Annotated in this window: 16 protein-coding genes; 3 read left to right on the top strand and 13 right to left on the bottom strand. The window is 73.4% G+C overall.

All coding sequences use genetic code 11. From position 1 onward, the window contains the following. Positions 1–36: 36 nt before the first annotated feature. Both ACFOSY_RS11015 and ACFOSY_RS11020 read right to left on the bottom strand, forming a co-directional pair. Positions 37–3597, bottom strand: a complete 3561-nt coding sequence (locus tag ACFOSY_RS11015) for an SDR family NAD(P)-dependent oxidoreductase (RefSeq protein WP_394306573.1) — start codon at positions 3595–3597, stop codon at positions 37–39. A 5-nt stretch (positions 3598–3602) separates the two neighbouring features. Then, on the bottom strand, positions 3603–5396 hold the full coding sequence (locus ACFOSY_RS11020) for a non-ribosomal peptide synthetase (protein WP_394306574.1): 1794 nt from the start codon (positions 5394–5396) through the stop codon (positions 3603–3605). Between the two features lie 347 nt (positions 5397–5743). Between ACFOSY_RS11020 and ACFOSY_RS11025 the strand changes: the two genes are divergently transcribed. Genes ACFOSY_RS11025 through mtnB form a run of 3 tightly spaced genes read left to right on the top strand, consistent with a single transcriptional unit; the run spans position 5744 to position 7697 of the window. Next, positions 5744–6337 (top strand): 1,2-dihydroxy-3-keto-5-methylthiopentene dioxygenase, encoded by a 594-nt coding sequence (locus tag ACFOSY_RS11025; protein ID WP_394306575.1) that lies wholly within the window; start codon positions 5744–5746, stop codon positions 6335–6337. After that, on the top strand, positions 6334–7065 hold the full coding sequence (gene mtnC / locus ACFOSY_RS11030; protein WP_394306576.1) for an acireductone synthase: 732 nt from the start codon (positions 6334–6336) through the stop codon (positions 7063–7065). The genes ACFOSY_RS11025 and mtnC overlap by 4 nt, the downstream gene beginning before the upstream one ends. After that, the gene (mtnB, locus tag ACFOSY_RS11035) at positions 7062–7697 is read left to right on the top strand and encodes a methylthioribulose 1-phosphate dehydratase (RefSeq protein WP_394306577.1); all 636 of its coding nucleotides are present in this window, start codon (positions 7062–7064) and stop codon (positions 7695–7697) included. Before mtnC ends, mtnB begins: the two co-directional genes overlap by 4 nt. Before the next feature lie 126 nt (positions 7698–7823). On the opposite strand, the gene mtnA is transcribed toward mtnB, so the two are convergent. From mtnA to ACFOSY_RS11090, 11 genes are all read right to left on the bottom strand, one after another. Further along, entirely contained in the window at positions 7824–8864 is a 1041-nt protein-coding gene (mtnA, locus tag ACFOSY_RS11040) for an S-methyl-5-thioribose-1-phosphate isomerase (protein WP_394306578.1), read from the bottom strand. Continuing rightward, the gene (locus tag ACFOSY_RS11045; protein ID WP_394306579.1) at positions 8861–10207 is read right to left on the bottom strand and encodes an MFS transporter; all 1347 of its coding nucleotides are present in this window, start codon (positions 10205–10207) and stop codon (positions 8861–8863) included. Before ACFOSY_RS11045 ends, mtnA begins: the two co-directional genes overlap by 4 nt. 108 nt (positions 10208–10315) lie before the next feature. Further along, positions 10316–10792, bottom strand: coding sequence for a hypothetical protein (locus ACFOSY_RS11050; protein WP_394306580.1), 477 nt, complete (start codon positions 10790–10792; stop codon positions 10316–10318). Positions 10793–10794: 2 nt separating this feature from the next. Further along, the gene (locus ACFOSY_RS11055) at positions 10795–11025 is read right to left on the bottom strand and encodes a ferredoxin (protein WP_394306581.1); all 231 of its coding nucleotides are present in this window, start codon (positions 11023–11025) and stop codon (positions 10795–10797) included. Then, a complete protein-coding gene (locus tag ACFOSY_RS11060; RefSeq protein ID WP_394306582.1) occupies positions 11018–12280 on the bottom strand; it encodes a cytochrome P450 in 1263 nt (420 codons plus the stop codon). The genes ACFOSY_RS11055 and ACFOSY_RS11060 overlap by 8 nt, the downstream gene beginning before the upstream one ends. Before the next feature lie 64 nt (positions 12281–12344). Beyond that, positions 12345–13796: an aldehyde dehydrogenase family protein gene (locus tag ACFOSY_RS11065; RefSeq protein WP_394306583.1), complete on the bottom strand. Its 1452-nt coding sequence runs from the start codon at positions 13794–13796 to the stop codon at positions 12345–12347. After that, positions 13793–15187 carry a cytochrome P450 gene (locus tag ACFOSY_RS11070; RefSeq protein WP_394306584.1) on the bottom strand — a complete coding sequence of 465 codons (1395 nt, stop codon included), beginning with the start codon at positions 15185–15187 and terminating at the stop codon, positions 13793–13795. Before ACFOSY_RS11070 ends, ACFOSY_RS11065 begins: the two co-directional genes overlap by 4 nt. 49 nt (positions 15188–15236) lie before the next feature. After that, the gene (locus tag ACFOSY_RS11075; RefSeq protein ID WP_394306585.1) at positions 15237–16097 is read right to left on the bottom strand and encodes an SDR family NAD(P)-dependent oxidoreductase; all 861 of its coding nucleotides are present in this window, start codon (positions 16095–16097) and stop codon (positions 15237–15239) included. A 197-nt stretch (positions 16098–16294) separates the two neighbouring features. Then, complete coding sequence (locus ACFOSY_RS11080) at positions 16295–16723, bottom strand: ester cyclase (protein ID WP_394306586.1); 429 nt, start codon at positions 16721–16723, stop codon at positions 16295–16297. Between the two features lie 82 nt (positions 16724–16805). Next, positions 16806–19214: a KR domain-containing protein gene (locus ACFOSY_RS11085; protein WP_394306587.1), complete on the bottom strand. Its 2409-nt coding sequence runs from the start codon at positions 19212–19214 to the stop codon at positions 16806–16808. An 80-nt stretch (positions 19215–19294) separates the two neighbouring features. Continuing rightward, positions 19295–25417 (bottom strand): SDR family oxidoreductase, encoded by a 6123-nt coding sequence (locus tag ACFOSY_RS11090; protein ID WP_394306588.1) that lies wholly within the window; start codon positions 25415–25417, stop codon positions 19295–19297. Positions 25418–25420: the final 3 nt, after the last annotated feature.

Below are 25420 nucleotides of genomic sequence, written 5' to 3' on the forward strand. Positions count from 1 at the left end.
GAGCGCTCCGCGGGGTGCGCGGAGCGCCGTGCCGCGTCAGCCGGCGAGATGGCGCAGCGCCTCCTCGGCGCCGTCGCCGTCGTCCGCCCCGTGTGCTCCGGCGCTCGCCCGGCACACCTGGGCGAGGTCGGACAGGGTGGAGCAGCCCCACAGGTCGGCCATGGGCAGCTTGAGCCCCAGCGCGCCCTCCAGCCGGACCACGACCTCCAGCAGGGCGAGCGAGTCGCAGCCGACGGCGAGCAGTTCGTCCTCGTCCCGCGGCGCGGGCGTGTCGGTGATCTCCCCTACGACGTCGCGGACGAGGCTGCCGATCTCCTCGCGGGTACGGGCGTGCGGTGCGCCCTCGTGTACGGCGGCGTCCTGTCGGCGGCGTTCGAAGGCGCGGCGGATGCGCTCGATACGGCTCGCCAGGGGCACGGTGGAGACGACGCACTGGGCTTCGCCGCTGGTCAGCACGGCGCCCAGGATGTCGCCCGCCTGGCCGGGGCGGATTGCGGTGCGGGCGGCGGCGGCTCCGATGCGTCCGGAGCCGGGTCGGTCGAACTGCCACGAGTCCCAGTCCACGCTGATCCAGGGGGCGCCGTGGGCGCGCCGCCGGTGCGCGTAGCCGTCGAGGTAGCGGTTGGCCACCGAGTAGATGCCGAAGGCGATGCCGCCGAGCAGGGTGTCGAGGCTGGAGCAGACCAGGCAGAACTCCAGTGGCTCGTCGCGGGTCACCCGGTCCAGGACGGCGATGCCGGGCACCTTGGGCCGCAGGGCGGCCACGGCCTGGTCGGTGCCGGTCTCGGCGATGAAGGAGAAGTTGCGGCTCTCCTCGATGCCCGCCGAGTGCACCACTCCGTCGATGGTTCCCCATCGGGCGTGAATCGTGTCGACGACCTCTCGCATCACGGTCTCGTCGGCCACGTCGGCGCCCAGCACGAGCACGTCGGCGCCCAGTTCGCGCAGTCGGCGCACGCCCGGCGCGTCCGGGTCGGGGGTGCGGGAGACGAGCGCCAGGCGGACCGGGGCGGTGCGCGCGAACTCCTCGGCGATCACCAGTCCGATCCGGCCCAGGCCGCCGGTGACGAGGTACACGCCGCCGGGGCGTACGGGCACCGGCACGGGGCCGCCGTCGGGGGCGGGCAGCGGCTCCACCGTGGGCAGCAGCCGGTCGCCGCCCCGGTACACCACCTCGGGGTCGCCGCCCGGGGAGGCCATTTCCGCGAGCAGTCCCGCGACGGCCTGCCCGGGTGGGGTGTCCAGGGCGAAGTCGACGGCGTGGCAGCGCAGTTCCGGGTGCTCCTGCGGAATGACCCGGCACAGTCCCAGTACCGCGGACGCCTCCAGGCGCAGGGTCCGGCGGGCGTCCTCGGACACGGTGGCCCCGGGGCGTGGGGCGGCGGCGGTCTGCGCGTTCTCGGTGCCGATCCACAGGTCGGCGCTCTGCCGTGCCGTGGCGAGGGCCTGTACCAGGTGCAGTACCGCGAGGGCGCCCCGGGCGATGCCGGTGTCCTGGTCGGCCGGGGCGCCGTAGGACCAGAGGTGGACGACCTCGGCGACCTGGCCACCGCGTGTCACGGCCCAGTCCACCAACTGGTGGAAGTCCTCGGCCACCGCGGGCCGGACGACGGCGTGGTGGTCGTCGGTGACCTCGAACCGGTCGCCGGGCGCGACGTGCAGCACGGTGCGTCCCGCCGCGCTCAGCTCGGCAGCCAGCGGGCCGGCCGGGCCGTCGCCGTCGCCGTCGCCGTCGCCGTCGCCGAACAGCAGGGTGACGCCGTCGACGGGCGGCAGGTCGCCGGTGAGGTACGGCCGGGGCAGCGCGGTCCGTTCCCAGGCGGGCCGGTGGAGCCATTCGGCGACCGGGGCCTGCTCTTCCGCCTCCGGTTCGATGCCGCCCTCGGTGCCGGCCGGGGCGGCCTCGATCCACAGGCGCTCGCCCTGCCACGGGTAGCCGGGCAGCGAGATCCGGCGCCGGTCGGCGGTGTCGAACACCTCGTCCCAGTCCACGGCGCCGCCCTCGGCCCAGGTCCGGGCGAGTTCGGCGGCCGGAGAGCCGTCGGGGGCGGGCGGAGCGCCGTCGAGCGCGCGCAGCAGTGCCTCGCAGGAGTCGACCGCCACGGCCCAGCGGTGGGCGAGCGGACGGCGGCCGGTGGCGAGCGTGTGGGCGAGCGCGCCGAGGTCGGTGTCCGGGTGGGCGCGCAGGTGAGCGGCCAGGCGACGCCTGACCTCCGTCAGAGCCTCGGCGCTGTGGGCCGACAGGACCACGGGGAGGGACCGTCGGGGGCCGGATTCCCGGTCACCGGTCACCGGTTCGGGTGCCTGTTCGGGTGCCTGTTCGAGGATGAAGTGGGCGTTGGTGCCGCCCATCCCGAAACAGCTCACGGCGGCCCGGCGGGGGCCGGGCTGCGGCCACGGCTTGAGCGTCCGGTTGAGGTAGAACGGCGTGCCGGTGAAGTCGATGTCCGGGTTGGGCTCCTCCAGGACGGCCATGGGCGGCAGTTCGCCGTGGACCAGGCACAGGACGGCCTTGAGCAGCCCGGCGATGCCGGAGGCGAAGCACAGATGGCCGATGTTCGCCTTGACCGAGCCGAGGGCGCAGTAGTCGGTGCGGTCGGTGAAGGCCCGGTAGGCGCGGGCCAGACCGCGTACCTCGATCGGGTCCCCTACCTGGGTGCCGGTGCCGTGGCCCTCGACCAGGGCGATGGTGTCGGCGGGGACCCCGGAGGCCTCCAGCGCCGCCCGGATGACCCGGGACTGTCCGTCCACGCTGGGCGCCGAGTAACCGGCCTTGGCGCGGCCGTCGTTGTTCACCGCGCTGCTCTTGATCACGGCGTGGACGTTGTCCCGGCGCTCCAGGGCGTCGTCGAGGCGGCGCAGGACGAGCACACCGGCGCCGTCGCCCTCCACGTAGCCGCTGGCGCCCTTGTCGTAGGCGCGGGTGCTGCCGTCCGCGGACAGGATGAACCCGTCCTGATGCTCGTACGCGAGTGTCTCCAGCGCGCTGATGCTGGCCGCGCCGACCAGCGCCATGTCCGCGCGGCCCTCGCGCAGCGCCTCGCAGGCCAGATGGACGGCGACGGCGGCCGAGGAGCACGCGGACTGCACGTTGACGCTCTCGCCGGTCAGGCCCAGTTTGTAGGAGATACGGGTGGGCAGGGTGTCGGGCCCGTTCGACAGCTGGATCAGCATGCGCTCGGCCGCCGAGCGGGCTCCGAAGTCCCTGGTGCCGTAGTAGGTGTTGGGGCCGACCGAGGTGTAGACGGCGACGGTCTCCCGCACCCGGTACGGGTCGTAGCCGGCGTCCTCCATGGCGTTCCAGGACAGCTCCAGCAGCCGCCGGTGCTGCGGGTCGAGGATTTCGGCCTCGCGGCGCGGGATGCCGAAGAACTCGGCGTCGAAGCGGCGGACGTCCTTCAGGACGCCGCGGGCGCGCACCCAGCGGCGGCCGGTCACGGGGTCCTCGACGACGCGCGGGGAGCCGTGCGTGATGGACTCCTCACCCGCGCGGATGTTCTCCCAGAAGGCGTCGAGATCGTCGGCGCCCGGCAGTTCGGCGGCCATCCCGACGACGGCGATGTCGCGACAGTGGGGGTCAGTGGACTGAGGGTTCACAGGTGTCATACCTCGTGCTTGGCCATGGCTTCGGCGAGCGCGCGAACCGTGGGGTATTCGTAGAGGGCCGTGGACGGGAGACGGACACCGGTCCGCTCCTCCAGGCGCAGCTGCGCCTGCTTGATGGTGAGCGAGGTGCCGCCCAGGTCGAAGTAGTTGTCGTCCATGCCGACCGTCGGCACGCCGAGGACCTCGGCCCATGTTCCGGCGATCAGCGACTCCAGTTCGCCGGCCGCGGGCCGGTAGGCGGTGCCCAGCTCCAGACGGGGCGCGCCGGTCCCGGCGCGCAGCGCGGCCCGGTCCGTCTTGCCGTGCCGGGTGAGCGGCAGCCGCTGCAGACGGTGGAACTCGGTGGGGATCATGTAGTCCGGCAGCCGGGTGGCGAGCCGGGCGCGCAGTTCGGTGACGGTGGGCGTGGCGCCGTGCGCCGGGACGACATGGGCGGCGAGCACCCGCTCGGCTCCCTCGCCGCGGTCGACGACGGCGGCCTGGGCGACGGCCGGCTCGTCGAGCAGGGCGGCCTCGACCTCGGTCAGTTCCACCCGGTTACCGCGGATCTTGACCTGGCTGTCGGTGCGTCCGACCACTTGGACCAGTTGGCCGGGGAGCATCCGGGCGAGGTCGCCGGACCGGTAGATCCGGCCGTCGGCGGTCTCGCCGAACGGGTCGGGCAGGAAGGCCCGTTCGGTGAGGTCGGGGCGCCGATGGTACTCGCGGGCGAGCGCGGGTCCGCCGATGTACAGCTCGCCCAGTTCCCCGTCGGGCACCGGCCGCATCCGCTCGTCGAGGATCCAGACCCGGGTGCCGGGCAGCGGGGTGCCGACCGGCGGGGGCGCATAGGCGAGGTCCGACTCCTGGAAGAGGTGACAACAGGTGAACACGCCGGCCTCGGTCGGCCCGTAGCCGTTGGCGAAGCGGATGTCGGTGGACCGCATGGCCTGCGCCAGGTGCGGGGTGGACACCACCTCTCCGCCGATCACCACCTGGCGCAGCCCGCTGTCCTTCAGCCGGTCCTCGTCGACCAGCTGGTTGAACAGGGTGGGCGTGAGCCAGCAGGTGGTGACGCCGTGGCGGCGGACGGTGTCGATGACGGCGTCCGCCGAGGAGCGCTGCTGCGGCAGCAGGACCAGCCGGGCGCCGTTGGCGAGGGCCGCCCAGATCTCGAACACGGAGGCGTCGAAGGACAGCGGGCACGCCTGCAGGAACGTCTGGTCCTCGTCGAAATCGCCGTAGACGCCGGTGCGGACGATCCGGACGGCGGCGCGGTGCGGGACGGCCACGCCCTTCGGGGTGCCGGTGGTGCCGGAGGTGTAGATGACGTAGGCGAGGTTCTCCTCGTTCGCGCGGGCGGGGGTCTCCTCCGCCGGGGCGACGGCACCGGGGAGGTCGGCCCGTACGCGCACTCCGTCGAAGTCGAGGCCGCGCTCGTCGGTCACGGGGGTGGTCACGACGACCCGCACTCCGGCGTCGCGCAGGATGAACGACACGCGGTCCGCCGGGTCGTCCACCCGCAGCGGCAGATAGGCGCCGCCCGCCTCCAGGATGCCGATCATGCCGATGAGCATGTCGACCGAACGCTCCGCGAAGAGACCGACCACCACGTCGGGTCCCACGCCCTCGGCCCGCAACCGGGCGGCCAGGGCACGGGCCCGCTCATGCAGTTCCGCGTAGGTCAGGGACCGTTCGCCCTGGACGACCGCGACGGCGTCCCGGCGCCGCAGCGCCTGTCCGGCGAATTGGTCGTGCAGGCATTGACTGGCCGACCGTGAACCAGGATCCGACTTCGCCTGTTCCGCCATTCCGTACCCTCAACCCTCGTTCTTCGCCGGACGACGACCGCTTCCGACGTTTTCTCGGCAAGCGCTGGACAGCCAAATATGGGGGCCTGTCGTTGTCAATGTCGTTCGGCCGCCCCGACAGCGTCGAATCGCGCTGCGAAGACGCCTTTTCCCGGCATGCGCAGGGCCTCTCGGACAGCCGCGGAATGTTTCTCGCAGGGCGAGAAACACACCGTTCTTCTCGGCCGGCGAGAAAGAAGACAGTTCGCTCTGCCGGGCGCCCTCGGAATGCCGTACGATCCACCGACGTGAAATCCTCCGGTGGTCCGGAAAGGACCCGCCGGCCTTCTTCCGCGGATGGAGTGCTGATGACGCTTCTGACCACCTGGCCCGATTCCGGCCCGGAGACCGCTTTACTCCGCACCTTTGATCCGGAGGAGATCGGGGCGGCGCTGGCCCCGCTCGGCGTCGCCTACGAGCAGTGGCCCGTGCGGGACGAGTTGGCGCCGGGCGCCTGTCCACAGGCCGTGCTCGCCGCCTACGCCGACGAGGTGCGGGCGCTCACCGCCCGGGAGGGCTTCCGCAGCGTCGATGTCGTCTCGCTGCATCCGGACGGCTCCCCGGACTGGGCGGACCGGGCCCGCGCGGCCCGGGAGAAGTTCCTCGCCGAGCACACCCACGAGGCCGACGACGAGGTCCGCTTCTTCGTCTCCGGAGCGGGTGTCTTCTACCTGCACGTCGACGGAGCGGTGCACGCCGTGTACTGCGAGAAGGGCGATCTGCTGGGCGTGCCGAAGGGAACCACGCACTGGTTCGACATGGGCACCCGGCCCTCGTTCACCGCGATCCGCTTCTTCCACGAGGAGGACGGCTGGATCGGCACCTTCACCGGCAGCGACATCGCCGCGCGCTTCCCCGACTTCGACACACTGCGGGCCGGGTACACCGGGGTGAGCGTGTGACGCAGCGCTTCAGGGCGACGGCCGTGGTGCTCGACATCGAGGGCACCACCAGCGCGACCCGCCATGTCACGGACGTCCTGTACCCCTACTCGCGCCGGCGCTTCGCGCGGCTGCTGACCGAACGGTGGGACGAGCCGGAGGTCCGGGCCGCCGTCGAGCAGGTCCGGGAGCTGCTCGACGAGCCGGAGGCGGACGCGCGCCGGGTCGAACGTGCCCTCGGCGCGTGGCTGGACGAGGACCGGAAGGTCACCCCGCTGAAGTCGCTCCAGGGCATCATCTGGGCGGAAGGCTTCGCGCGCGGCGACCTCACCGCGCACTTCTACCCCGACGTCGTCCCCGTCCTGCGGCGCTGGCACGCGCGGGGAGCACGTCTGTACGTCTACTCCTCCGGCTCGGTGTCCGCGCAGCGCTCCTGGTTCGGGCACACCCCGCAGGGCGACCTGCGGCCGCTGGTCAGCGGCTTCTTCGACACCCGCACCGCCGGGCCCAAGACGGCGTCCGCGTCCTACCGCGCCATCACGGCCGCCACCGGAGTGCCGCCCGCAGCCACCCTGTTCCTCTCCGACCGGGCGAGCGAACTGGACGCGGCGCGGGAGGCCGGATGGCTGACCGGCGCCCTGACCCGTCCGGAGGAGCCGCACGGCGCGTCGGACCGTACGGCCCACCCCGCGGCGCGCTCCTTCACCGACATCGACCTCGACCTGGAACTCGCGGAGGGAACGGTATGACGGGCACCGTCACCACGGGCGCGCCTCGGACGGTGAGCCGGGGCGGGGCGCTGGCCGCCGAGGCGGCACGGTTCGCGGCACTCGGCTGGATGCGCGGCACATCGGGAAACCTGTCCGTGGTCACCGGCCGGGACCCGCTGCGTCTGCTGGTCACCGCGAGCGGGTTGGACAAGGGCGAGTTGGGTGCGCGTGACGTGGTGCCGGTGGACGCCGAGGGCAGGGCGGTGCCGGGCGCCGGGGCCGCCGGGAAGCCGTCCGCCGAGGCCGCTCTGCACGCGCGGGTGGTCCGGCTGACCGGCGCCGGCGCCGTCGTCCATGTGCACACCGTGGCCTCCGTGGCGATGGGCCGCCGACGGCCCGGTGGCATCGTGTTCCGTGACCTGGAGATGCTCAAGGGCATCGGGCGCTCCGCCCACGACGAAGAGGTCGTGCTGCCGGTGATCGGCAACTCTCAGGACATGCGCGTCCTCGGCGACCGCCTGGAGGAAGCCCTGAACCCCCTGGTCCCGGGGGTCGTGGTGGCTGGGCACGGCCTGTACACGTGGGGCGCGGACCTCGGAGAGGCCCGCCGTCACACGGAGGTCGTGGAGTGGCTGCTCGAACTGGAGCTCGCGGAGGAGCGGGGCCGGTAGGCGGCGAGGTGAGGGGGCCGGGGGGAAAGTCGGCGGCCAGGGGAGCCGCCCCCGCCGGCCGCCGGCCGGGGAAAAGGCACCGCCCCGGCCCTCCCCTGCCGGGCGAACCGGTCGGCCGGCTCGGCGTCAGTTCCAGTGGTCCCCCGGCAGTTCGCCCGCAGCGACCTCCAGGACGCCTCGCTCCGTCACCAGCGCGGTGACAAGGGTGCCGGGGGTGACGTCGAAAGCCGGGTTGTGGGCGCGGGTGCGGGTGCCGTCCGGGGCGGTGACGGCGCCGGCTGTCAGGTTCAGCACCTCCTCCTCCCCGCGTTGCTCGATGCGGATCGAAGCGCCCTTGGCCGTGGCGAGGTCCAGTGTGCTGGTGGGCGCGGCCACCATGAAGGGCAGACCCGCGTGGGCACAGGCGAGGGCGATGCCCAGGGTGCCCGTCTTGTTGGCGGTGTCGCCGTTGCGGGTGATCCGGTCCGCGCCGACGATCGCGGCGTCGACCAGCCCGCCGACGACGGTGGCCGCGGCCGCCGCGTCCACCTGCACCCGGTGCGGGATGCCCTCCTGCGCCAGTTCCCACGCCGTCAGCCGCGCTCCTTGCAGCAGCGGACGCGTCTCGTCGACGTACACCGTTTCGAGCAGGCCCCGCGCGTGCAGTTCCCGGATGACACCGAGCGCGGTGCCGACGCCCGCGGTGGCGAGCGCGCCGGTGTTGCAGTGGGTGAGGATCCGCAGCGGCCGGTCGGCGTCCACCCGCTTGAGCAGCCAGTCGGCGCCGGCCTCGGCCATGGCCCGGTTGGCCGCCAGATCCTGGCGGACGACGGCGTCGGCCTCGGCGAGTACGGCGTCCAGCCCCTCCGGGATCCGCGCGGCGGCCCGGTCCACGCAGACGGCGAGGTTCACCGCCGTGGGGCGCGCGGCGCGCAGGCGGGCGACGGCGTCGGCCAGTTCGCGGTCGGTCCAGTTCTCCCTGCGGGCCTGGGCCACGGCCAGGGCGACACCGTAGGCGCCGGCCACCCCGATGGCGGGAGCTCCGCGCACCGCGAGCCGGACGATCGCGTCGACCAGCGTGTCCACGTCACGGACGTCCAGACGCCGGACGGTTCGGGGCAGGGCCGTCTGGTCGAGGAGGGACAGGGCGGTACCCGTCCAGCTGACGGCGCGCGGTTCGTGGCTCATGAGGACTTCTCCGGCGAGGGGGCGGGGTGGACGGATGGCTGCACATCGGCCCGGTCGGCGGTGCGGGCGGCGAGGCGATGGCTGCCGCGGTCGTCGATCCGGTGGCCGTCGCCCTCGCCCCTCGCGGTGCGGTGCCGGCGGCGGACCGCCGCGAGCCCGGCGACGACGCTGACGGCCGACAGCGCGGTGAAGAAGACCCAGATGGCGCGCTCCCCGAGGGCCTCCTCCAGGCGCAGTCCGGTGAGCGGCGCGACCATCCAGGCCAGAAGCTGGCTGCCGGTGTAGCCGCCGAGGTAGGCCCCGTGCAGGTGGGGCGGCGCAAGGCGGGCGACGGTGGCCTGCATGGTGGGCACCCAGAGCATCTCGCCGAAGGCGAAGACGAGCACCACCAGCACCACGGCCGCCATGTGATGGGAGACCAGGAAGATCAGGAACGGAGGGCCCATCAGCAGCACGCCGAGGCTCAGCGTGACCGAGGCCGGCCAGCTCCGCGTCACGCGGGTCAGGGGCATCTGGAAGAGCAGCACCACCACGGGATTCACCGCGTACAGCAGGCCCCAGGTCTCGGGAGCGAACCCGAACGATGTGACGGCGACGACCGGCAGCACCGTCTCGAAGGACATGTAGACCATGAATCCGAGGAGCGTCGCCACCAGCAGCAGCAGGAGGGACCGGTCCGTCAGTACCACGCGCGCGGTCTGCGCGGCGGTACCGCCGCGGTGGCCGCGGACCCGGTCACGGGGCAGCAGCCGCACGGCGAGCCCGCAGGTGAGAGCGCCGAGCAGGGCGATACCGAGCACGAACGCGGTCCAGTCGCCGAGGAACAGCAACAGCGCGGCCAGCGGGGGGCCGACGACGACGCCGAGGTTGTTGGCGGTGCGCAGGGCCGCGTACGCCTGGTCGTGACGTTCGGGCGGGGTGACGTCCGCGACGATGGCGTTGACGGCGGAGCGTCCCGGTGCCCACACCACTCCGGCCACGACGACCAGGGCGATGCCCCAGGCCGCGCTGTGTCCGACGAGGCACAGACCGAGGATCAGCAGGGACTGGATGCCGGTGCTCATCACCAGCACGCTGCGGCGCCCCACCACATCGGACACGAAACCGCCCAGCCAGGCGGCGGGCGGGCTGAGGACGGCGCTGAGGAGGAACATGACGCCCACCTGACCGGTGGTGGCGCCCAATGCCTCGATCGCCCAGACGCCGGCATAACTCCAGAAGGTGGAGAAGGAGGCACCGCTGATCAGGTGCACCACTGCCGCACGCGCCAGTACCGGGTCCCACTCCATGCCGAGGAGCAGTCTCCCGCAGCCTCGCAGGAGGGCGGCAGGCCTTTTCGTCATGCGGACAACTCCCATGTGTCGGGGTGTTTTTTTCTCGCCGCCGGAACATCCCCGGCCCCCGGCCTAAAAATCGGTCCGGGCAGCTTAACAACGGGTGCTGAGGCCTCGTCAATCAGACGTCGGCCCATTCCGTCCGCGCTTTCTCACGGGATGAGAAAGCGGCCCCTCTTTCTCAGCTGCCGAGAAAAGCCGGTGCGGCGGCCGCGGAATTCCGGTGGCGGCGGAGTATTTCGCGGCGTCCAGGCCGGCGAGGCGTTCCACCGACAGTGCCAGCGAGGCGCGCAGCCGGTGCAGGGCGGTGTCGGAGACCTGGAAGGCACCGCCGCCGGTGATCTCGGGACGTGCCGCGGGGCGTGTCTCGTGTCCCGCCGCACGGCGTGGTTCGCGGTCCTGGACGGGCCGGGCGTCCGAGGCCCGGTCCGTCCAGGACCGCAGGACGGTCACCAGCCCGCCGCCGGGGCGTTCGCACAGCAGGCTCTCGGCACTGCGGCCGCGGACCGCGCGGACCGGCAGCCGCCGGCCGGCGAGCGGGTGCGGCCGGTGGGTCACCGTGACGAGGTCACCCGGCCTGACCGCGTCGGGCACGGTCATTCCACCGGGGCGAGGAGGGTGCCGGTGCCGGACTCGCGGACCATGACGGCCTCCATCGGGCAGGTCTCCGCGGCGTCCAGGACCGCGTCGTCGGGCGCGGTGACGGGGCGCAGCGCGTGGGACCGGCGGTCGCGCAGCACGAAGTGGCCGGCCGCCACGGCCACGCACACGCCGGAGCCGGCGCACCGCTCCTGATCGACGGTCACCTCCCACTGCCGCTCAGCCATGTGCGGCCTCGCTCTCCTCGGCCGGGCCGGCGGCGGGCAGCGAGCCGAGCCGGATGCCCTGGAAGGTGATCCGCAGGTGGTCGGGGCCCCGTACGGCGACGTGCGGCCGGTAGTGCAGCGACGCCTCGTCCAGCTCCGGCTCGACGAACGCCTGGGCGAAGGCGTCGAGAGCGATGGCGCCTTCCATGCGGGCCAGCACCGAGCCGAGGCAGAAGTGCGGTCCGGCGGCGAAGCCCAGGTGCCCCGGATCGCCCCGGGTGATGTCGAAGCGGTCGGGGTCGTGATGCTGGCGGGGGTCCCGGTTCGCGGCGGCCAGCAGCAGCAGCAGCGGTTGTCCGGCGGCCACTTCGTGGTCGCCCAGGGTGAAGGGCTCCCGGGCGATCCGGGTGACCATCTGCACCGGGGCGTCGTGGCGCAGGACCTCCTCGACGGCCACCTCGGCGAGTTCGGGCCGCTCGCGCAGCAGCCGCAACTGGTCGGGGTGGCGCAGCAGGCCGAGGACGCCGTTGAGGATCAGGTTGGCGGTGGTCTCGTGGCCGGCGACCAGCAGCAGGACGCAGGTGAGGATCAGTTCCCGTTCGTCGAGCTGGTCGCCTCCCTCCTCGGCGGCGATCAGCTCGGAAAGGACGTCGGCGCGTGGTTCCCGCTTGCGTTCCGCGATCAGCCGGGAGAAGTAGCCGACGAAGCCTGCCCGGGCCTCCTCGACGTTGCGTTCGACCTCGGTGGTCAGTTCGCCGGGGACCAGTTGCGGGTCGACGGTGTAGGCGATGGAGTGCGCCCACTTCTCGAAGACCGGGTGGTCCTCGCGGGGCACGCCGAGCATCTCGCAGATGACCCGGACGGGCAGTGGGTAGGCGAAGGCGGAGACCATGTCCACGCCGTCGGCGCCGCTCGCGGCGACGTCCGTGAGCAGTTCGCGCACGATGGCACGGACCCGGGGCCGCCAGCGTTCGACGACCCGCGGCTTGAACGCCTTGCCGGCGAGCCGGCGCAACCGGGTGTGGTCCGGCGCGTCCAGGTTCATCAGGTTGGGCTGCTGAGGCACCTTGGTGATTCCGGCGCCCAGCCGATTGCTCCCGACCCGGGGGCTGCGCAGCACGGTCTCGCAGTCGGCCCGGCGGCCGACGACGACGATGCCGCTCGCGGGGTCGGTGAAAGGTGACGCCTCCCGCAGTTCGCGCAGGAGCGGGTAGGGGTGGGCCCGGGTGGCGGGGTCGGCGAGCCGGGTGAGCCCGGTGGTCAGGGTGGTGGTCACGTTATGCGTGCTCCTTTGGAGGGCGGGTGCGCGACGCGTCGGCGCCAGGTGGCCGGGAGCGCCGTCACCGGCCGTAGAGGGTGCGCACCAGGCGCACGAGGGTCGGCATCGTGCCGGGGCGTCGGCGGAAGGAGGTGGGCTGCATCGGCGGCCGGAACCGTTGGCTGGTGACGGCCTGGGTGCGGGTGAACTCGCGCAGGCCGTCCGGGCCGTGGACCCGGCCGAAACCGGAGTCGCCGACCCCGCCGAAGGGGACGGCGGGCATTCCGGCGAAGGCGATCACGGCGTTGACGGACACCATTCCGGCCCGCAGCCGGGCGGCGACGCCCCGGCCGCGGCCGCGGTCGCGGGTGAAGACGGAGGCGCCCAGCCCGTAGTCACTGGCGTTGGCACGCTCCACGGCCTCCGCCACGGAGGTCACCCGGTTCACGACGAGCACCGGGCCGAAGGTCTCCTCGGTGACGGCGGCCGCGTCCTCGGGGACGTCGGCGAGGACGATCGGCGCGACGAACGGCGGGGTGATGGACCGCGGGCCGCCCAGGACGGCGCGGGCGCCGCGGGCGAGTGCGTCGCGCACCTGGGCCGCGATGACGTCGAGTTGCCCGGGCAGCACGATCCGGCCGAGGTCGGCGTCGGGCCCGTCGCCGACGCGGAGGGCGGCCGCGCGCTCGGTGACCAGGTCCAGGAAGCGGTCGGCGACGGTGTCGACGGCGTAGACGCGTTCCAGACCGACGCAGGTCTGCCCGGCGTTGGTCATGGCCGCCCAGACCGCGGCGTCGGCGGCGGCATCGAGGTCGGCGTCGGCGGCGACGATCATGGCGTCCTTGCCGCCGCCCTCGATCACCACCGGGGTCAGCCGGTCCGCGCACGCCGCCATGACGCGGCGTGCGGTGGCGCTGGAGCCGGTGAAGGAGATCTTGTCGACGGCGGCCCGGCACAGCGCCTCGCCGGCCGTCCCGTCTCCCGTGACGACGTGCAGCACCCGGGTCCCGCCGGTGACCTCGGCGAGGGTGGCCGCCAGCCACTCGCCGGTCCTCGGGGTGACTTCGCTGGGCTTCAGCACGACGGTGTTGCCCCCGGCGAGGGCGGCCGAGACGGGGCCGACGGGGATGAACGCCGGGTAGTTCCACGGGCCGATGACGCCGACGACCCCGAGCGGGCGGTGGGCCACCGTGACCGCGTGGTGGAACATCAGCAGGCCGGGCGAGACGCGGCGCCGGCCGAGGACCCGGGCGGCGTGGGCGGCGGTCCAGCGCAGGTGGTGGGCGGCGAGGATCACCTCGAGCCGGGCGTCGTCGGCCGTCTTGCCGGTTTCGGCGCGGATGAGGTCGACCAGTTCGTCCGAGCGGCGCAGGATCAGCGCGCACCAGGCATGGAGGGCCTTGCGCCGCCCGGCGAAGCCGAGCGCGTCCCAGGCGGGCTGCGCGCCGCGGGCGGCGGACACCGCGGCGGCGACGTCGGGTGTGCCGGAGGTGGCCGCGGGGGCGGCGTGCGGCGGATCGGCGGCGGTGGTCATGCCCGGGCCCCCGCCTCGCGCGGCTCAGGCAGGGCGAGCACCTTGGTCAGCGGGCGCAGCGAGATGGAGGTGTCTCCGTAGCGCAGGAAGTCGCCGGGCACCAGCTTGAGCCGGAACCGCTGGTGGATCATGGCCGTGATCATCCGCAGTTCCAGCAGAGCCATGAAGTTGCCGATGCACATGCGGGCGCCGGCGCCGAACGGGAAGTAGGTCATCCGGGGCCGTTCCCTGACCCGCTCCGGGTCGAAGCGGTGCGGGTCGAAGGCCTCGGGGTTGTCCCAGTAACGGGGGTTGCGGTGGGACACCAGGGGCGAGAGCAGCACGGAGGAGCCGCCGGGGATGTGGAAGCCGCCGAGTTCGTCGTCGGCCACGGCGTCCCGGGGGTAGATCCAGATCGGCGGGTACATCCGCAGGCTCTCGTCGACGACCCGGCTGGTGTACGGCAGCCGCTCCACGTCCTCGGCGGCGGGCTCGGCGCCGCCCAGCACCCGTGCCAGTTCCTCGTCCAGCTCCTCGCCGACGGACGGGTGGCGGGCGAGGGAGACCAGCGTCCACAGCAGGGCGACCGCGGTGGTCTCGTGTCCGGCGAGATAGATGGTGAGCATCTCGTCACGGATCTCGTCGTCGGTCCAGCGGGCGCCGGTGACCGGGTCGGTGGCCGCCTCCATGAGCTCCATCAGCGGCCCTTCCCCGGTGGCCGCGTGCCGGTCGCGGATCTCGGTGACGAGCCGGGTGAAGATCCGCCGGTCGCGGGCGATGAGCCGGTTGCGCCTGGTCGGCAGCCAGGAGGGCAGCATCTCGCCGACCGACCCGTGTTTGAACATCACTTCGATCACGTTGTCGACGATGTCCTTCATGACCGGCGCGGCAGGGCGGATGTCGTAGCCGAACAGTGAGCGGCTGAGCGTGACGAGGGTCAGGCGCAGGGTCTCGGTGACCAGGTCGACGGGCTCGCCGCGGCGGGCGCGGACCTCCCAGTCGTCGAGCATCTCGCGGGTGGCGCGCACCACGTTGGGGCCGATGGCGGTGACCGCCTTGCGCAGGAAGACGGGCTGGACCGCGCGCCGGTGGGCCTTCCAGTAGTCGCCGTCGGTCGTGAGCAGCCCGTCGCCCATGACGATCCGGAACTGCTCGTAGAGCACCCCGCGCGTGTAGTTGCCGCTGTTCTCCTTCAGGACCCGTCCCACGGCGTCGGGAGCCGTCACCAGGTGCACCGTGTAGGGGCCGAGGCGCAGTCGGGCGACCTCGCCGTGGTCGCGCTGGGCGCGCAGCAGGAACTGGGCGGTGTCCGACTTCCACTGGGGCAGGTTGCCCAGCAGGGGGACTCCTCGTGGGCCCGGTGCGACGGCGCCGCGCGGGGCGGTCGCGGGGGTCGGTGCCAGGGTGGTCATGTCTCTCGTCACCTCGTTGGTTCGCCTGGTCAGCTGTCGGATCCGCCGCTCACGGGACCGGGAACTGGCGCCGTATGAACGCGTTGTCGAAGATCCGGTCCGGGGTCAGCCGGCGCAGCGCGATGGTGCCGGCGGCGAGGAAGCCGACCGGGTAGCGCGAGCGCGGGGAGCGGGACCTGACGGCCCGGACGATGGTGTCGGCGACCTGCTCGGCCTCGATGGCGAAGGTGCCGGCGAGCGTTCTGCGGGTGCCGTTGTAGATGGCGTCGTAGTAGGCCGCGCTCCGTTCGTGGAAGCGGCGGTACGGGGAGTCGGCGCGGGTCCGTCCGTCCGGGATGTGGTCCAGGAACCGTTGGCCCCAAGGGGTGCGCACGGGTCCGGGTTCGACGAGGACGACCCGGATGCCGAAGGCCCCCGTCTCCAGCCGGAGTGCGTCGCTGAGGGCTTCGACGGCGTGCTTGCTCGCGTGGTAGTAGCCCCCGCCCGGGGCCGCGTAGCGGCCGAAGATCGACGAGACGTTGACGACGGTGCCGGCGCCGCGGGCGCGCATGCCGGGCAGCACCAGCTGGGTGAGCCGGACCAGGCCGAAGACGTTGGTCTCGAACTGGTCGCGGACCTGGTCCAGCGGGGTCTCCTCGAAGGTCCCGGACAGCCCGTACCCGGCGTTGTTGACGAGGACGTCCACCGCGCCGTGCTCGGCCTCGACGGCCTCGACGGCGGCCTTCGCGGATGCGGGGTCGGTGACGTCGAGGGCCAGGGTGCGCAGGCCGCGCGCGGCGAGCTCGTCGAGCGTCGCGGGGTTCCTGGCGCTGGCGTGGACGCGGTGGCCGGCGGCGTGCAGGCGCAGGGCGGTGGCTCGTCCGATCCCCGACGAGCACCCGGTGACGAGGGCGGTCGAGCGCTGGGTCATCGTGCCTTCCCCTTCCTGGGGGTCTGCGTTGTCAGGAGCCTGTTGGGGGTTGCTGGGGGCCTCGACGGGTCCGGCACGGGTGGTGCCGGGCGGGCGGAGCGGGTGGGTTCCGGACGGCCGGGGGCGCGGGCATCGACGGGGGCGCCCCCGGCCGTCCGGGCCGGGTGGGCGGAGCCGGGGACCGGCTCCGCGCGGGGTCAGCCCAGCGCGCCGAGCTGCTGGGCGAGTTCCATGCCGTCCATCGAGAACCAGCTCTCGACGATCTTGCCGTCGACGAAGTGGTCGATGACGATCCCGGAGATCTCGATCTTCCGGCCGGTGGCCGGGATGCCGTAGTAGTCCTCGCCGGAGTGGGTGCCGCGGGCGGTGAACCGCTGGACGACCTTGTCGCCCTCCTCGATCCACTCGTCGACGACCACGTGCAGATCGGGGAAGGAGGCGCGCTGGATGCGGACCCACTCCTTGAGGTGCTCCACGCCCTCGAAGCCGTCGGCGCGGGTGCCGTGGCTGATGTGGTCCGGGACGGCCTTGTCGTAGACGGCGTCGAGGTTGCCCTTGTTCAGGCACTCCTCGTAGTAGTGCTCCAGCAGCTTGCGGTTGGCGCTGACGTGCTGGTTGTCGCTCATGCCGGGAACTCCTCGGTAGCGGGCCGGATCGGCCGTGATCGGTTGCGGTCGGACGGGTCGGACGGGTCGGAGGGCGGATGGGTCAGATGCTGTCGGCCGCGAGCCCGCGGACGCGGATCACGGTCCGGCCGGTGTCCGTGTGCCGGGCACTCCAGACACCGAGCGCCGGGTCCCCTTCGAGCCGGACGGGTCCGCTCGCGGCGGTGCCGGCCGCCGGGAAGGAGAGATGACGGATCGTCAGCGGGTCGTGCGTGACGGACAGTCCGGGGGCGCGTTCGGTGACCGCACGGACGACGTTCTCGACGGCGGCGACCGGCACGAGGCACTCGGGCGGCTGCGGCATCACCCACAGGTCGGGTGCCGTGCAGCGGCCGGCCTCGGCGACGATCCGGTGCCGGCCGTCCGGGCGCCAGCGCGCCAACGGCACCACCACCCCGTGCCAGCGGAGCACGGGCGCGGCGCTGAGCAGGGTGGTGCCGCCGGCACCCGCGTGGTGGCCGGCGGGCGGGCGCGGTGCCGGGGTCGCGGCGGCGGCCGCCTCGCCGCGTGCGCCGAAGACCAGCCGCAGGCGTGCGGTGTCCGCGTCGTCCGCGCCCGTCGTGACGGCCCCGGCGGGGTCCACCCGGCGGAAGGCGACGTCCAGCCGCCAGCGGCCGTCCGTGCTCCGCCGCGCCCGGATGTCCCGGCGCAGCCGCAGCGGCCCGCCGGCCGGACAGCGCAGCACACTCCACGGGACGCGCAGGTCCTCCACCGCGTGCAGGACGTGGTCGGGCAGGTCGGCGGGGGTCACCCACTCCGCACCGCGCACGGCGCTCTCCACCAGCATGCCGAGCGGTACGGCGGGCGTGCCGTGGACGGTGAAGTCGCAGATCGCCGGGCTCGTCGCCGGGTCGAACGTGACGACGGAACACAGGCGTTCGTGCGGCTGGAACACCTCCGCCTCGCCCAGGTGGAAGACCTTCGGGTAGGTCTCGGCGTACCCGGGCAGGGACGGTGGCATGGGATAGCCGGTGGCCTGCACGGGGTCCAGCGCCCGGCCCAGGGGACCGACGAAGGTGATCTCGCCGCGGCTGCCGGCCAGCAGCTCCGCCTGCCAGTGGTCCAGGCCCTCGGAGACGTCCAGGGCCGCCATGTAGCGCAGGCTGGCCTCGAAGTTGGAGATCAGCCCCAGCCGTGCCCAGGTCGGCCAGGCCAGTGTCATCACCGGGTACGGCAGCTGCCGCGCGGCCCACAGGCCCAGGCGGGCCAGGCACTCGTTGGCGGCCGCGTAGTCGAACTGGCCGACCATGCCACCGAGCCGCCCGGTGAGCGAGCCGACTGTGCACAGCAGCTTCAGCGGCCGCTCGCGCAGGGCCCGCACCAGGTGGACGAAGGAGTCGACCTTGGTCGCGACCACGGCGACCACGTCGTCGTCGGACTTGTTGGGCAGCCGGGTCGGCCGGTCCACGCCCGCGTTGTGCACCACGGCGGTCAGGCCGGGCAGCCCCGCGACCAGCGTCCGCACCTGGCCGGGGTCGGTGAAATCGCACCGCCGGTACTCCAGCCGCAGCCCCTCGGCGCGGGCCGTGCGCAGATGCCCGACCAGTTCCCAGGTGCTCTCGGCACGCCCGACGTCGCGGCGGATGTCGGCCACGCCGCGCCCCTGCCGGTGCCCCGCCCACAGCTCGGCGCGGCGCTCGGCGAGCCGCTCGGGGGTGTGGTCGTCCCAGGTGTCCTCGGCGGGCAGCCGCCCGCGCCCGGTCACCACGACCCGCAGCCCGAACTCGGCGCACAGCCGCCGGGCCAGCGCCATGCCGATGCCCCGGCTGCCGCCGCTGATCAGCACGGTGTCGTCGGGGCCGAGCCGCACGGCGGGCGGACCGGGCCGTACGGCCTCCGGCGTCAGGGTCCAGCGCGCGCCGTCCCGGTGCCCGATCTCGCTCAGGTACGGGCGGCCCAGCTCGTCGCCCACCAGCCGGGGCAGGTCCGCGCGGTCGCCGAGGGCGATGTCGAGGACCCGGGCCCGGCAGTTGGGCAGCTCCCGGTGCAGCGTCTTGGCCAGGCCGGCCCACAGCCCGCCGAGCGGCTGGGCGATGTCGTCGTCGGGGTGGTGTCCCATGCCGCCGCCGTGGTAGGTGACGGCGAGGTAGGTGAGCCGCTGCGCCGAGGTCTCCCGGCTCCACTCCGGGTAGCAGTGCCGCAGCGTCTCGAAGGTGCGCAGCAGTGCCGTACGCCATCGGCCGGCGCAGGGGTCGGCGTCGACCGAGAACCGTTCGGCGAGCGTCAGGTCGACCAGGGTGTCGGGCACCGGTCCGGCTTCGGCCGCGGAGCCGAGGAGCGAAGGGCCGGGCAGTACCGACGCGCCCCGGGCGCGCAGTTCGCCGCGCACCCGCTCCGCGTCGTCCGGGGTGCCGCCCAGGACGAACACCCGCTTGCCGGTGAGGCCTCGGGGACTGCCCGGGGCCGGGGCGGGGGTGAGCCGCCACAGCATGCGGCGCACCGGACGGGTCATGGCGTCGGATCCGCCGGTACCGGCGGACGCCGGTCCGTCCGCGGTGCGATCGCCGAGGGGCGGAAGGTCCGTGAGCGCGGTCATGCGGTACGGCCCCCCGCCCCGGCCGGAGCCTGCGCGGACGGACGCACCTCGCCGGTGTCCGGGTCGAGATACCCGATCACGGTGGCGTCGACGTCCTTCATCTGGGCCACGACGTGCCCGCCGGGGGCGACGGCGACGAACCGGTTGCCGAACCGCGGCGCGGCCGAGAACCCGGGCCGGGTGACGTACAGGTCCAACGCGCCGTGGGTCTGCGCCAGGTCCAGGTCGTTGGCGCTCTGGTACAGGTCGATCCGCCGTACGGACAGCGGGGCGGCGACCGGGACGAGTCCGTCCACCGGGTCCAGCACCCCGGTCCGCGCCAGCGCGTCCAGCAGCACGGTCGGCATCAGGAACTGCCGCCACGGCCCGGTGGCGGGGTCCAGTCGCGGCCGGAACACCGAGCGGGCGCCCAGCCGGTGGCGCCGGGTGTCGGTGGTGGCCCGGAACGGTCCGCTGAGCAGCACGGGGGCCGACGGCACGTGGTAGGGGTCCACGACGGGCTGCTCGCCCTCACCGTCCCAGCGCTGCCACTTGGGCGCCGTGGGGTACGCACCGGCGACCAGGACCCGCACGGTGAAGTGCGGTTTGCCGGACACCAGCAGCACTCCGGACGGGGCGATCACGTCGTGGGTGACGGAGACCTCCACCGTGGTCAGGTCGCCGACCCGCTCGCTGATCCGGGCCGTGATCCGCTTGGGCGCCTGGGCGACGCCCTCCCGGACCTGGAGGAAGTGCAGGAAGCGCAGGTCCTCGAAGGCGACCACACAGCCGTCCGGGACGAGGGCGAGGGCGGCCTCGGCGGCGATCTCGGTGACGAAGGTGCCGGGCAGCGTCGGCACGCCACGCACCAGGTGCCCGGCGAGATAGCCGTCGGTGTCCAGGCCGAAGGGGCACTCGAAGAGCACGGTGCCCGTGCCGTCGCGGTCGCCGGTGTCCGCCGGCAGCGTACGGCGCAGATAGAACCGGCCCCGGGCGGGCCCGTCCGGCTCACCGGCAGCGGCCGCCGGGGCCGGCGCGGTGACGGCGGTCGCCGGCCGCTCGGTCAGGTAGCCGGGGTAGAACGTGCCCACCGTGGCGCGTTCAGCCGCCCCCATGTGCACGAGCGAGGGGGTGCGGTCCCCGGTGCCGAGTTCGGCCAGGAAGTGCCGGACGCCTTCGGCGACCGGCATGTGGCTGTAGGAGCCCGCCCGCTTGAAGTACTCGCGGGTCAGCTCGTCGGCGCCCATGCCGACGCCGTCCCAGAGGGTCCAGCCGATGACGAACTCGTCGCTGCCGGTCGCCTTCGCGGCGTAGGCGGCGGCCGTGGCCAGGTAGTCGTTGCCGGACGCGTAGTCGGGCTCGCCGCGCTGCCCGAAGTAGCCGAGCAGGGACCCGAAGTCGCACCACAGGCGCGGTGGCCGGCCGGCGAGCGCGCGGTGCAGGTTACGGTGCGCGACCAGCTTGAGGTCGCGGATGCGCCGGAACTCGTCGAAGTTCTTGTCCTGGATCAGCGCGGAGCGGTTCAGGCCGGGCGCGTTGACGAGCAGATCGATCCGGCCGTGCGCGGCATGGACGGTGTCGAGGGCATGGCGCACGGACTCCTCGTCCCGTGCGTCGCACTGCAGGTACGTCACCCGGCCCGCACCGCTGTGCCGGGCCATCCGGTCCAGGTTCCGCCGCGCGGCGCGCGCGTCGGCCATGCGGTCGAAGCTCTTGTTGATCTCCGCGACGGTACGGCCGCCGGCGGCGAGCTGCTCGCGGATGTACCGGGCCCGGGTGGCCGCGAACTCCTCGTCCGTGCCCTCGAAGATGCCGGCCGGATAACTGTCGACCGGATTGCTGCCGAGTGCGTAGATACGGCTGCCGTGGCGCTCGGCGACCGCCGTGAGCAGTTCGGCGGTGATGCCGCGAGCCCCGCCGAGGGCGACCACCACGGACTCCCGGTCCAGCGGGGCGGGGCGGTCCGCGGCGGCGGTGGCCGGCCGTGCGGTCAGGGCGGGCGCCCGGCGCAGGTCCCCGTCGCGGTGGACGACCGGGAAGGCACGCTCGCAGGCCCGCTCGGCCGCGATCAGCTCCGCCGCCGCCTCCGGGTCGCCCGTGACGGTCAGCAGGGCGAAGCAGTCGGCGTCCGGGCGTTCCAGGCGGACGCATTTCAGCAGACCGGTGAAGAGTCCGGCGAGCGGGTGGGTGGTGCCCTGGGGCTCGGCGCCGAGCAGGGCGAACACCACGGAGGCGGGTGCCTCGCCGAGGTCGGCGTAGCGGTGCTGTACGACGAGGAACGCCAGGTCGTGCAGCGCGGTCAGGCCGGGGTGGTCCGCGGTGAGCGCGGTGCGCGGCGGCGCGGACGCGGTCAGGTCCGTGACCAGGACGACGTGGCGCACCGGGCGGCCCAGCGCGTCCAAGGCCGCGCTCACGCCCTCCGGGGTGCTCGTCACCTGCCGCACGGCGGGCCGCTCCCCGGTGACGGGTGTGGTGCTGAACACGGTGCAGTCCGCGGCGCCCTGGACGAGGCGCTCGGCGAGGCCGGGCCGGTCGGTGAGGATCAGCGCACCGTCGGGCACCGCGGCGGGCACCGGGCCACGGGGGGCGGCGGGCGCCGGGGTGAGCGTGACGGCGTACCGCTCGACCAGGTCGGGGGCGGAACCGGTGGGTGCGGTCTCGGTCCGCTTGGCGGTCTCGGTTCGCTCGGCGGTCTCGGTTCGCTCGGCGGTCTCGGTTCGCTTGGCGGCCTCGGTCCGCATGGCGGTCTCGGCGGCCTCGGCTGCCACGGGGGCGGAGCCCCGCGCGTCCTGTGCCGGCTCTCCGACCGTGACGACGAGGTGGGTGGCCATGTCGTGGCCGTTCTCCCGGCAGTGGATCCGGGTGGTGGTGCCGGTCCGCTGGAGGGCGCGCAGGATCTGCGCCCCGCCGGCCGCGCCGAGGTAGTGGCCGTAGCCGCCGCGCGAGCCGCAGTCGAGGACGTCCGGCGCCCCCTCGTCGGTGCCGGCCTCGCGCACATCGGCCTCGTCGACGATGCCGAGGACACGCAGTCCGGCTTCCCGTGCGGCGCGCTCGGTGGTCAGCCCGAACAGGAAGGCGCCCTCCGCCGGGCGCACCGGCTCCTCGAAGACGTCGGCGAGCAGCCCGCCGAGTTCGGGCAGGCTGTTGCCGTTGATGCCGCCCGCGAGCACGAAGTCCAGCTCGCCGCTGCGCAGATAGCGCACGGCCGTCGCGAACGCCGACACGGTCGAGGCGAGTCCCGCGTCCACGGTGATGTTCGGGCCCTTGAGGTCGAAGTAGTTCGCCACCCGGGCCGAGATGATGTTGGGCATCATCCCGGGGAAGGAGTCCTCGTTCGACGGCGGGACCAGCGAACGGACCCGTTCGCGCATCCGCTCCAACAGTGGCGTGAGCTGCGCGGTGGCGGCGAGTTCGGGGTCCTGGCGCAGGGCGTGCTCGATGTCGTCGAGGTAGCAGCGGTTGGCGTAGAGCATGGCGGCGCGGGTGGGGCCCATGTGGCCGACCACGACACCGGTGCGCTCGGTGTGCCGCTGCCAGAAGTCGCCCAACTGGTCGCGCAGGTCGTGCGCGCAGGCCAGGATCATCAGCTGGCAGCGGTCGATGGTCCGAACCGTCGCCGGAGGCATCCGCACCTGCTGGAACGGCGGTGCCGGGTACTGCTCGCCGAAGCTCCGCTCGACGTCCCGGTCCCCGGAGAGCCACTGCAGGACCTGGTCACGGTCCTCGACTCCGGGCAGCTTGACCGACCAGCCGACCACCGCGATGCGGTCGGTCGCGGACCGGGCCGCGGCGGCCGTACGGCCCCGCTCCCCGTCGGTCCCCTCCATACGCTCCGCACCCTCAGTACCGTCAGTACCGTCCGTGAGGATCAGATGGGCGTTGGTGCCGCCGAACCCGAAGCCGGAGATCGCCGCCGTGCGAGCCCGGCCGGGGACAGCGGGCCACGGCCGCGGACTGCCGGAGATCTCCAGCCTGGTGCGGTCGAGTCGGAACATCGCGGGGGCGGAGGAGAACCGGTACTGACCGGGGATGGTCTCCCCCTGGAGCGCGAGGATGGACTCGATGAGCGAGATCACGCCCGCCGCCCAGCCGGTGTGCCCGATCAGCGACTTGTTGGAGGTGACGGCGGTGGCGCGGGCGTTGCCGTAGTGCTCGCGGAGCGTGGTGAACTCGGCCAGGTCGCCGGCCGGCGTACCGGTCGCGTGCGCGTTGATCCAGTCGACCTCGGCCCCGTCCAGGCCGCCGGCCTCCAGCGCTCGCTCCACCGCCAGGTTCTGCCCGGTGGAGCTGGGCGCGTAGATCGCCTTGCCCTTGCCGTCCGAGGAACTGCCGAACGCCTTGAGCACGCCCAGCACACGGTCGCCGTCGGCCTTGGCCCGGCTGAGCCGCTTCAGTACGACGACGCCGGCGCCGTCGGCGAAGATCACACCGTCCGCCTCGGCGTCCAGCGCGTGCACCGCGCCGCGCTGGGACAGGCCCTTGAGCTTGGAGAACAGCACGGTTCCGCGCGGGGCCAGCGCGAACGCACCGCCGCACACCGCGATGTCCTGCTTGCCCATCAGCAGGCCCTTGATGCCGATGTCGATCGCGTACAGCGAGGAGGAGCAGGCCGTGTCGACCATCTGGAGCTGGGTGGCGTCCGGCAGGACGCCGGCCATCGCGGCGAGGCCCACCTGGTGCGGCAGGAACAGTGGCGCGTCGGTGGCACCTCGGTGGTAGCGGCCGGACAGCACCGTGTCGACGCGGCCCACCAGACGGGCGCGGTCCTCCTGCGTGAGTTCCAGCCCGGCGGCGATGTCCTCGGTGAGACGCCGGGCGGCGTGCAGGACGCCCGCCTCCTCCAGGTGCTGGCTGCCGTCGGCGGTGTAGCCCACGTGGAAGGAGAAGCGGTCGGTGTCACCGACGCGCACCCCGTCCAGGGCCTGGACCAGCGAGTGGCGCAGCCACAGAGTGGTCAGCTCGGTCTCGTGCGGTACCGGCGGCAGACCGTCCAGGACCGCGCGGCCCGGTTCGAAGTCCGTGATGAACACGCAGGTGTCCTGGTAGGACTTGTCCTCGGCGGACCGGTCGGGCGACGAGAACCGGGCCCGGTCCCAGCGGTCCTCGGGCACCTCGATGAACAGCTCACGACCGGTGGTGCGCAGCTGCCAGAACTTCTCGGGACTGTCGGCGCCGCTGACGACGAGCCCCATGCCGACGACGGCTATCTCGTCGTCCTCGGGGGAATCCGTGTCCGTGCGCGTGTCCCGGTCGGCCTCCGCCGAGGTGAGAGCGGCGGGAACGGCCGCGGGTTCCGCCTCGGCCGCCCCCTCGGCCTCAGCCGTGGCCCGCACGGCCGCGGGTTCCACCGCTTCCGTGCCCGCGGGCGGCGAGAGCAGCGGTGCGCCGAGGGACAGTCCCCCGTCGGCGAGGACCACCTGTCCGGTGATCCAGCGGGCCCGGTCGGAGGCGAGGAAGGCGACGACCTCGGCGAACTCCTCGGGCGTGCCCAGGCGTCCGAGCGGGGTGCTCGCCGCGACGGCGGCCTGCATCGCCTCGGCGTCGGGGAAGGCCTCGGCGACCTCGCTGACCAGCATCGCGGCCGAGGCGGTGTTCACCCGGATGTTGAAGGGTGCGAACTCCACGGCCAGGTAGCGTGCGGCGGCCTCGACCGCGGCCTTCGCGGGGGCACAGGCCAGGTAGTTGGCCATGACGAGCTGTGAGCCGCCGAGGGCGGAGATGTTGACGATGGAACCGCCGCCGGCCTTCCGCATCAGCGGGGCGGCCGCCCGGGCACAACGCAGGCCGCCCTTGAGGTTGGTGTCGAGGGCCTTGTCGAGATGGGCGTCGGTGACCTCGGAGCCGGGGACGAGTGCCCCGTTGGCGGCGTTGTTGACGAGGATGTCGAGCCGGCCGAACCGCTGCTCGATCTCGGCGAACATCCGGTCGACCTGCTCGGGACGGGCCACGGAGGCGCGGAGCAGGTCCACGCGAGCGCCTCGGGCACGCAGTTCGCGCTGGGTCTCCTTGGCCTGCTCGTGCGAGTGGAAGTAGTTGACGAGGACGTGGGCGCCTCGGTCGGCGAGGGTGGCCGCGATGGCCTTGCCCACGTTGCGGGCACCGCCCGTCACGAGTGCGATCTTGCCGGTCAGGTCCTGCATGGA

It is taken from the genome of Streptomyces lusitanus, assembly GCF_042647945.1.
GTDB classification, from domain to species: Bacteria; Actinomycetota; Actinomycetes; order Streptomycetales; family Streptomycetaceae; genus Streptomyces; species Streptomyces pseudogriseolus.

Excerpts from the sequence above, each read along its gene's own strand:
- ACFOSY_RS11020 (WP_394306574.1), bottom strand. The coding sequence starts at position 5,396 with ATGGCGGAACAGGCGAAGTCGGATCCTGGTTCACGGTCGGCCAGTCAA.
- ACFOSY_RS11025 (WP_394306575.1), top strand. The coding sequence starts at position 5,744 with ATGACGCTTCTGACCACCTGGCCCGATTCCGGCCCGGAGACCGCTTTA.
- mtnB (WP_394306577.1), top strand. The coding sequence starts at position 7,062 with ATGACGGGCACCGTCACCACGGGCGCGCCTCGGACGGTGAGCCGGGGC.
- mtnA (WP_394306578.1), bottom strand. The coding sequence starts at position 8,864 with ATGAGCCACGAACCGCGCGCCGTCAGCTGGACGGGTACCGCCCTGTCC.
- ACFOSY_RS11045 (WP_394306579.1), bottom strand. The coding sequence starts at position 10,207 with ATGACGAAAAGGCCTGCCGCCCTCCTGCGAGGCTGCGGGAGACTGCTC.
- ACFOSY_RS11055 (WP_394306581.1), bottom strand. The coding sequence starts at position 11,025 with ATGGCTGAGCGGCAGTGGGAGGTGACCGTCGATCAGGAGCGGTGCGCC.
- ACFOSY_RS11065 (WP_394306583.1), bottom strand. The coding sequence starts at position 13,796 with ATGACCACCGCCGCCGATCCGCCGCACGCCGCCCCCGCGGCCACCTCC.
- ACFOSY_RS11070 (WP_394306584.1), bottom strand. The coding sequence starts at position 15,187 with ATGACCACCCTGGCACCGACCCCCGCGACCGCCCCGCGCGGCGCCGTC.
- ACFOSY_RS11075 (WP_394306585.1), bottom strand. The coding sequence starts at position 16,097 with ATGACCCAGCGCTCGACCGCCCTCGTCACCGGGTGCTCGTCGGGGATC.
- ACFOSY_RS11080 (WP_394306586.1), bottom strand. The coding sequence starts at position 16,723 with ATGAGCGACAACCAGCACGTCAGCGCCAACCGCAAGCTGCTGGAGCAC.
- ACFOSY_RS11085 (WP_394306587.1), bottom strand. The coding sequence starts at position 19,214 with ATGACCCGTCCGGTGCGCCGCATGCTGTGGCGGCTCACCCCCGCCCCG.
- ACFOSY_RS11090 (WP_394306588.1), bottom strand. The coding sequence starts at position 25,417 with ATGCAGGACCTGACCGGCAAGATCGCACTCGTGACGGGCGGTGCCCGC.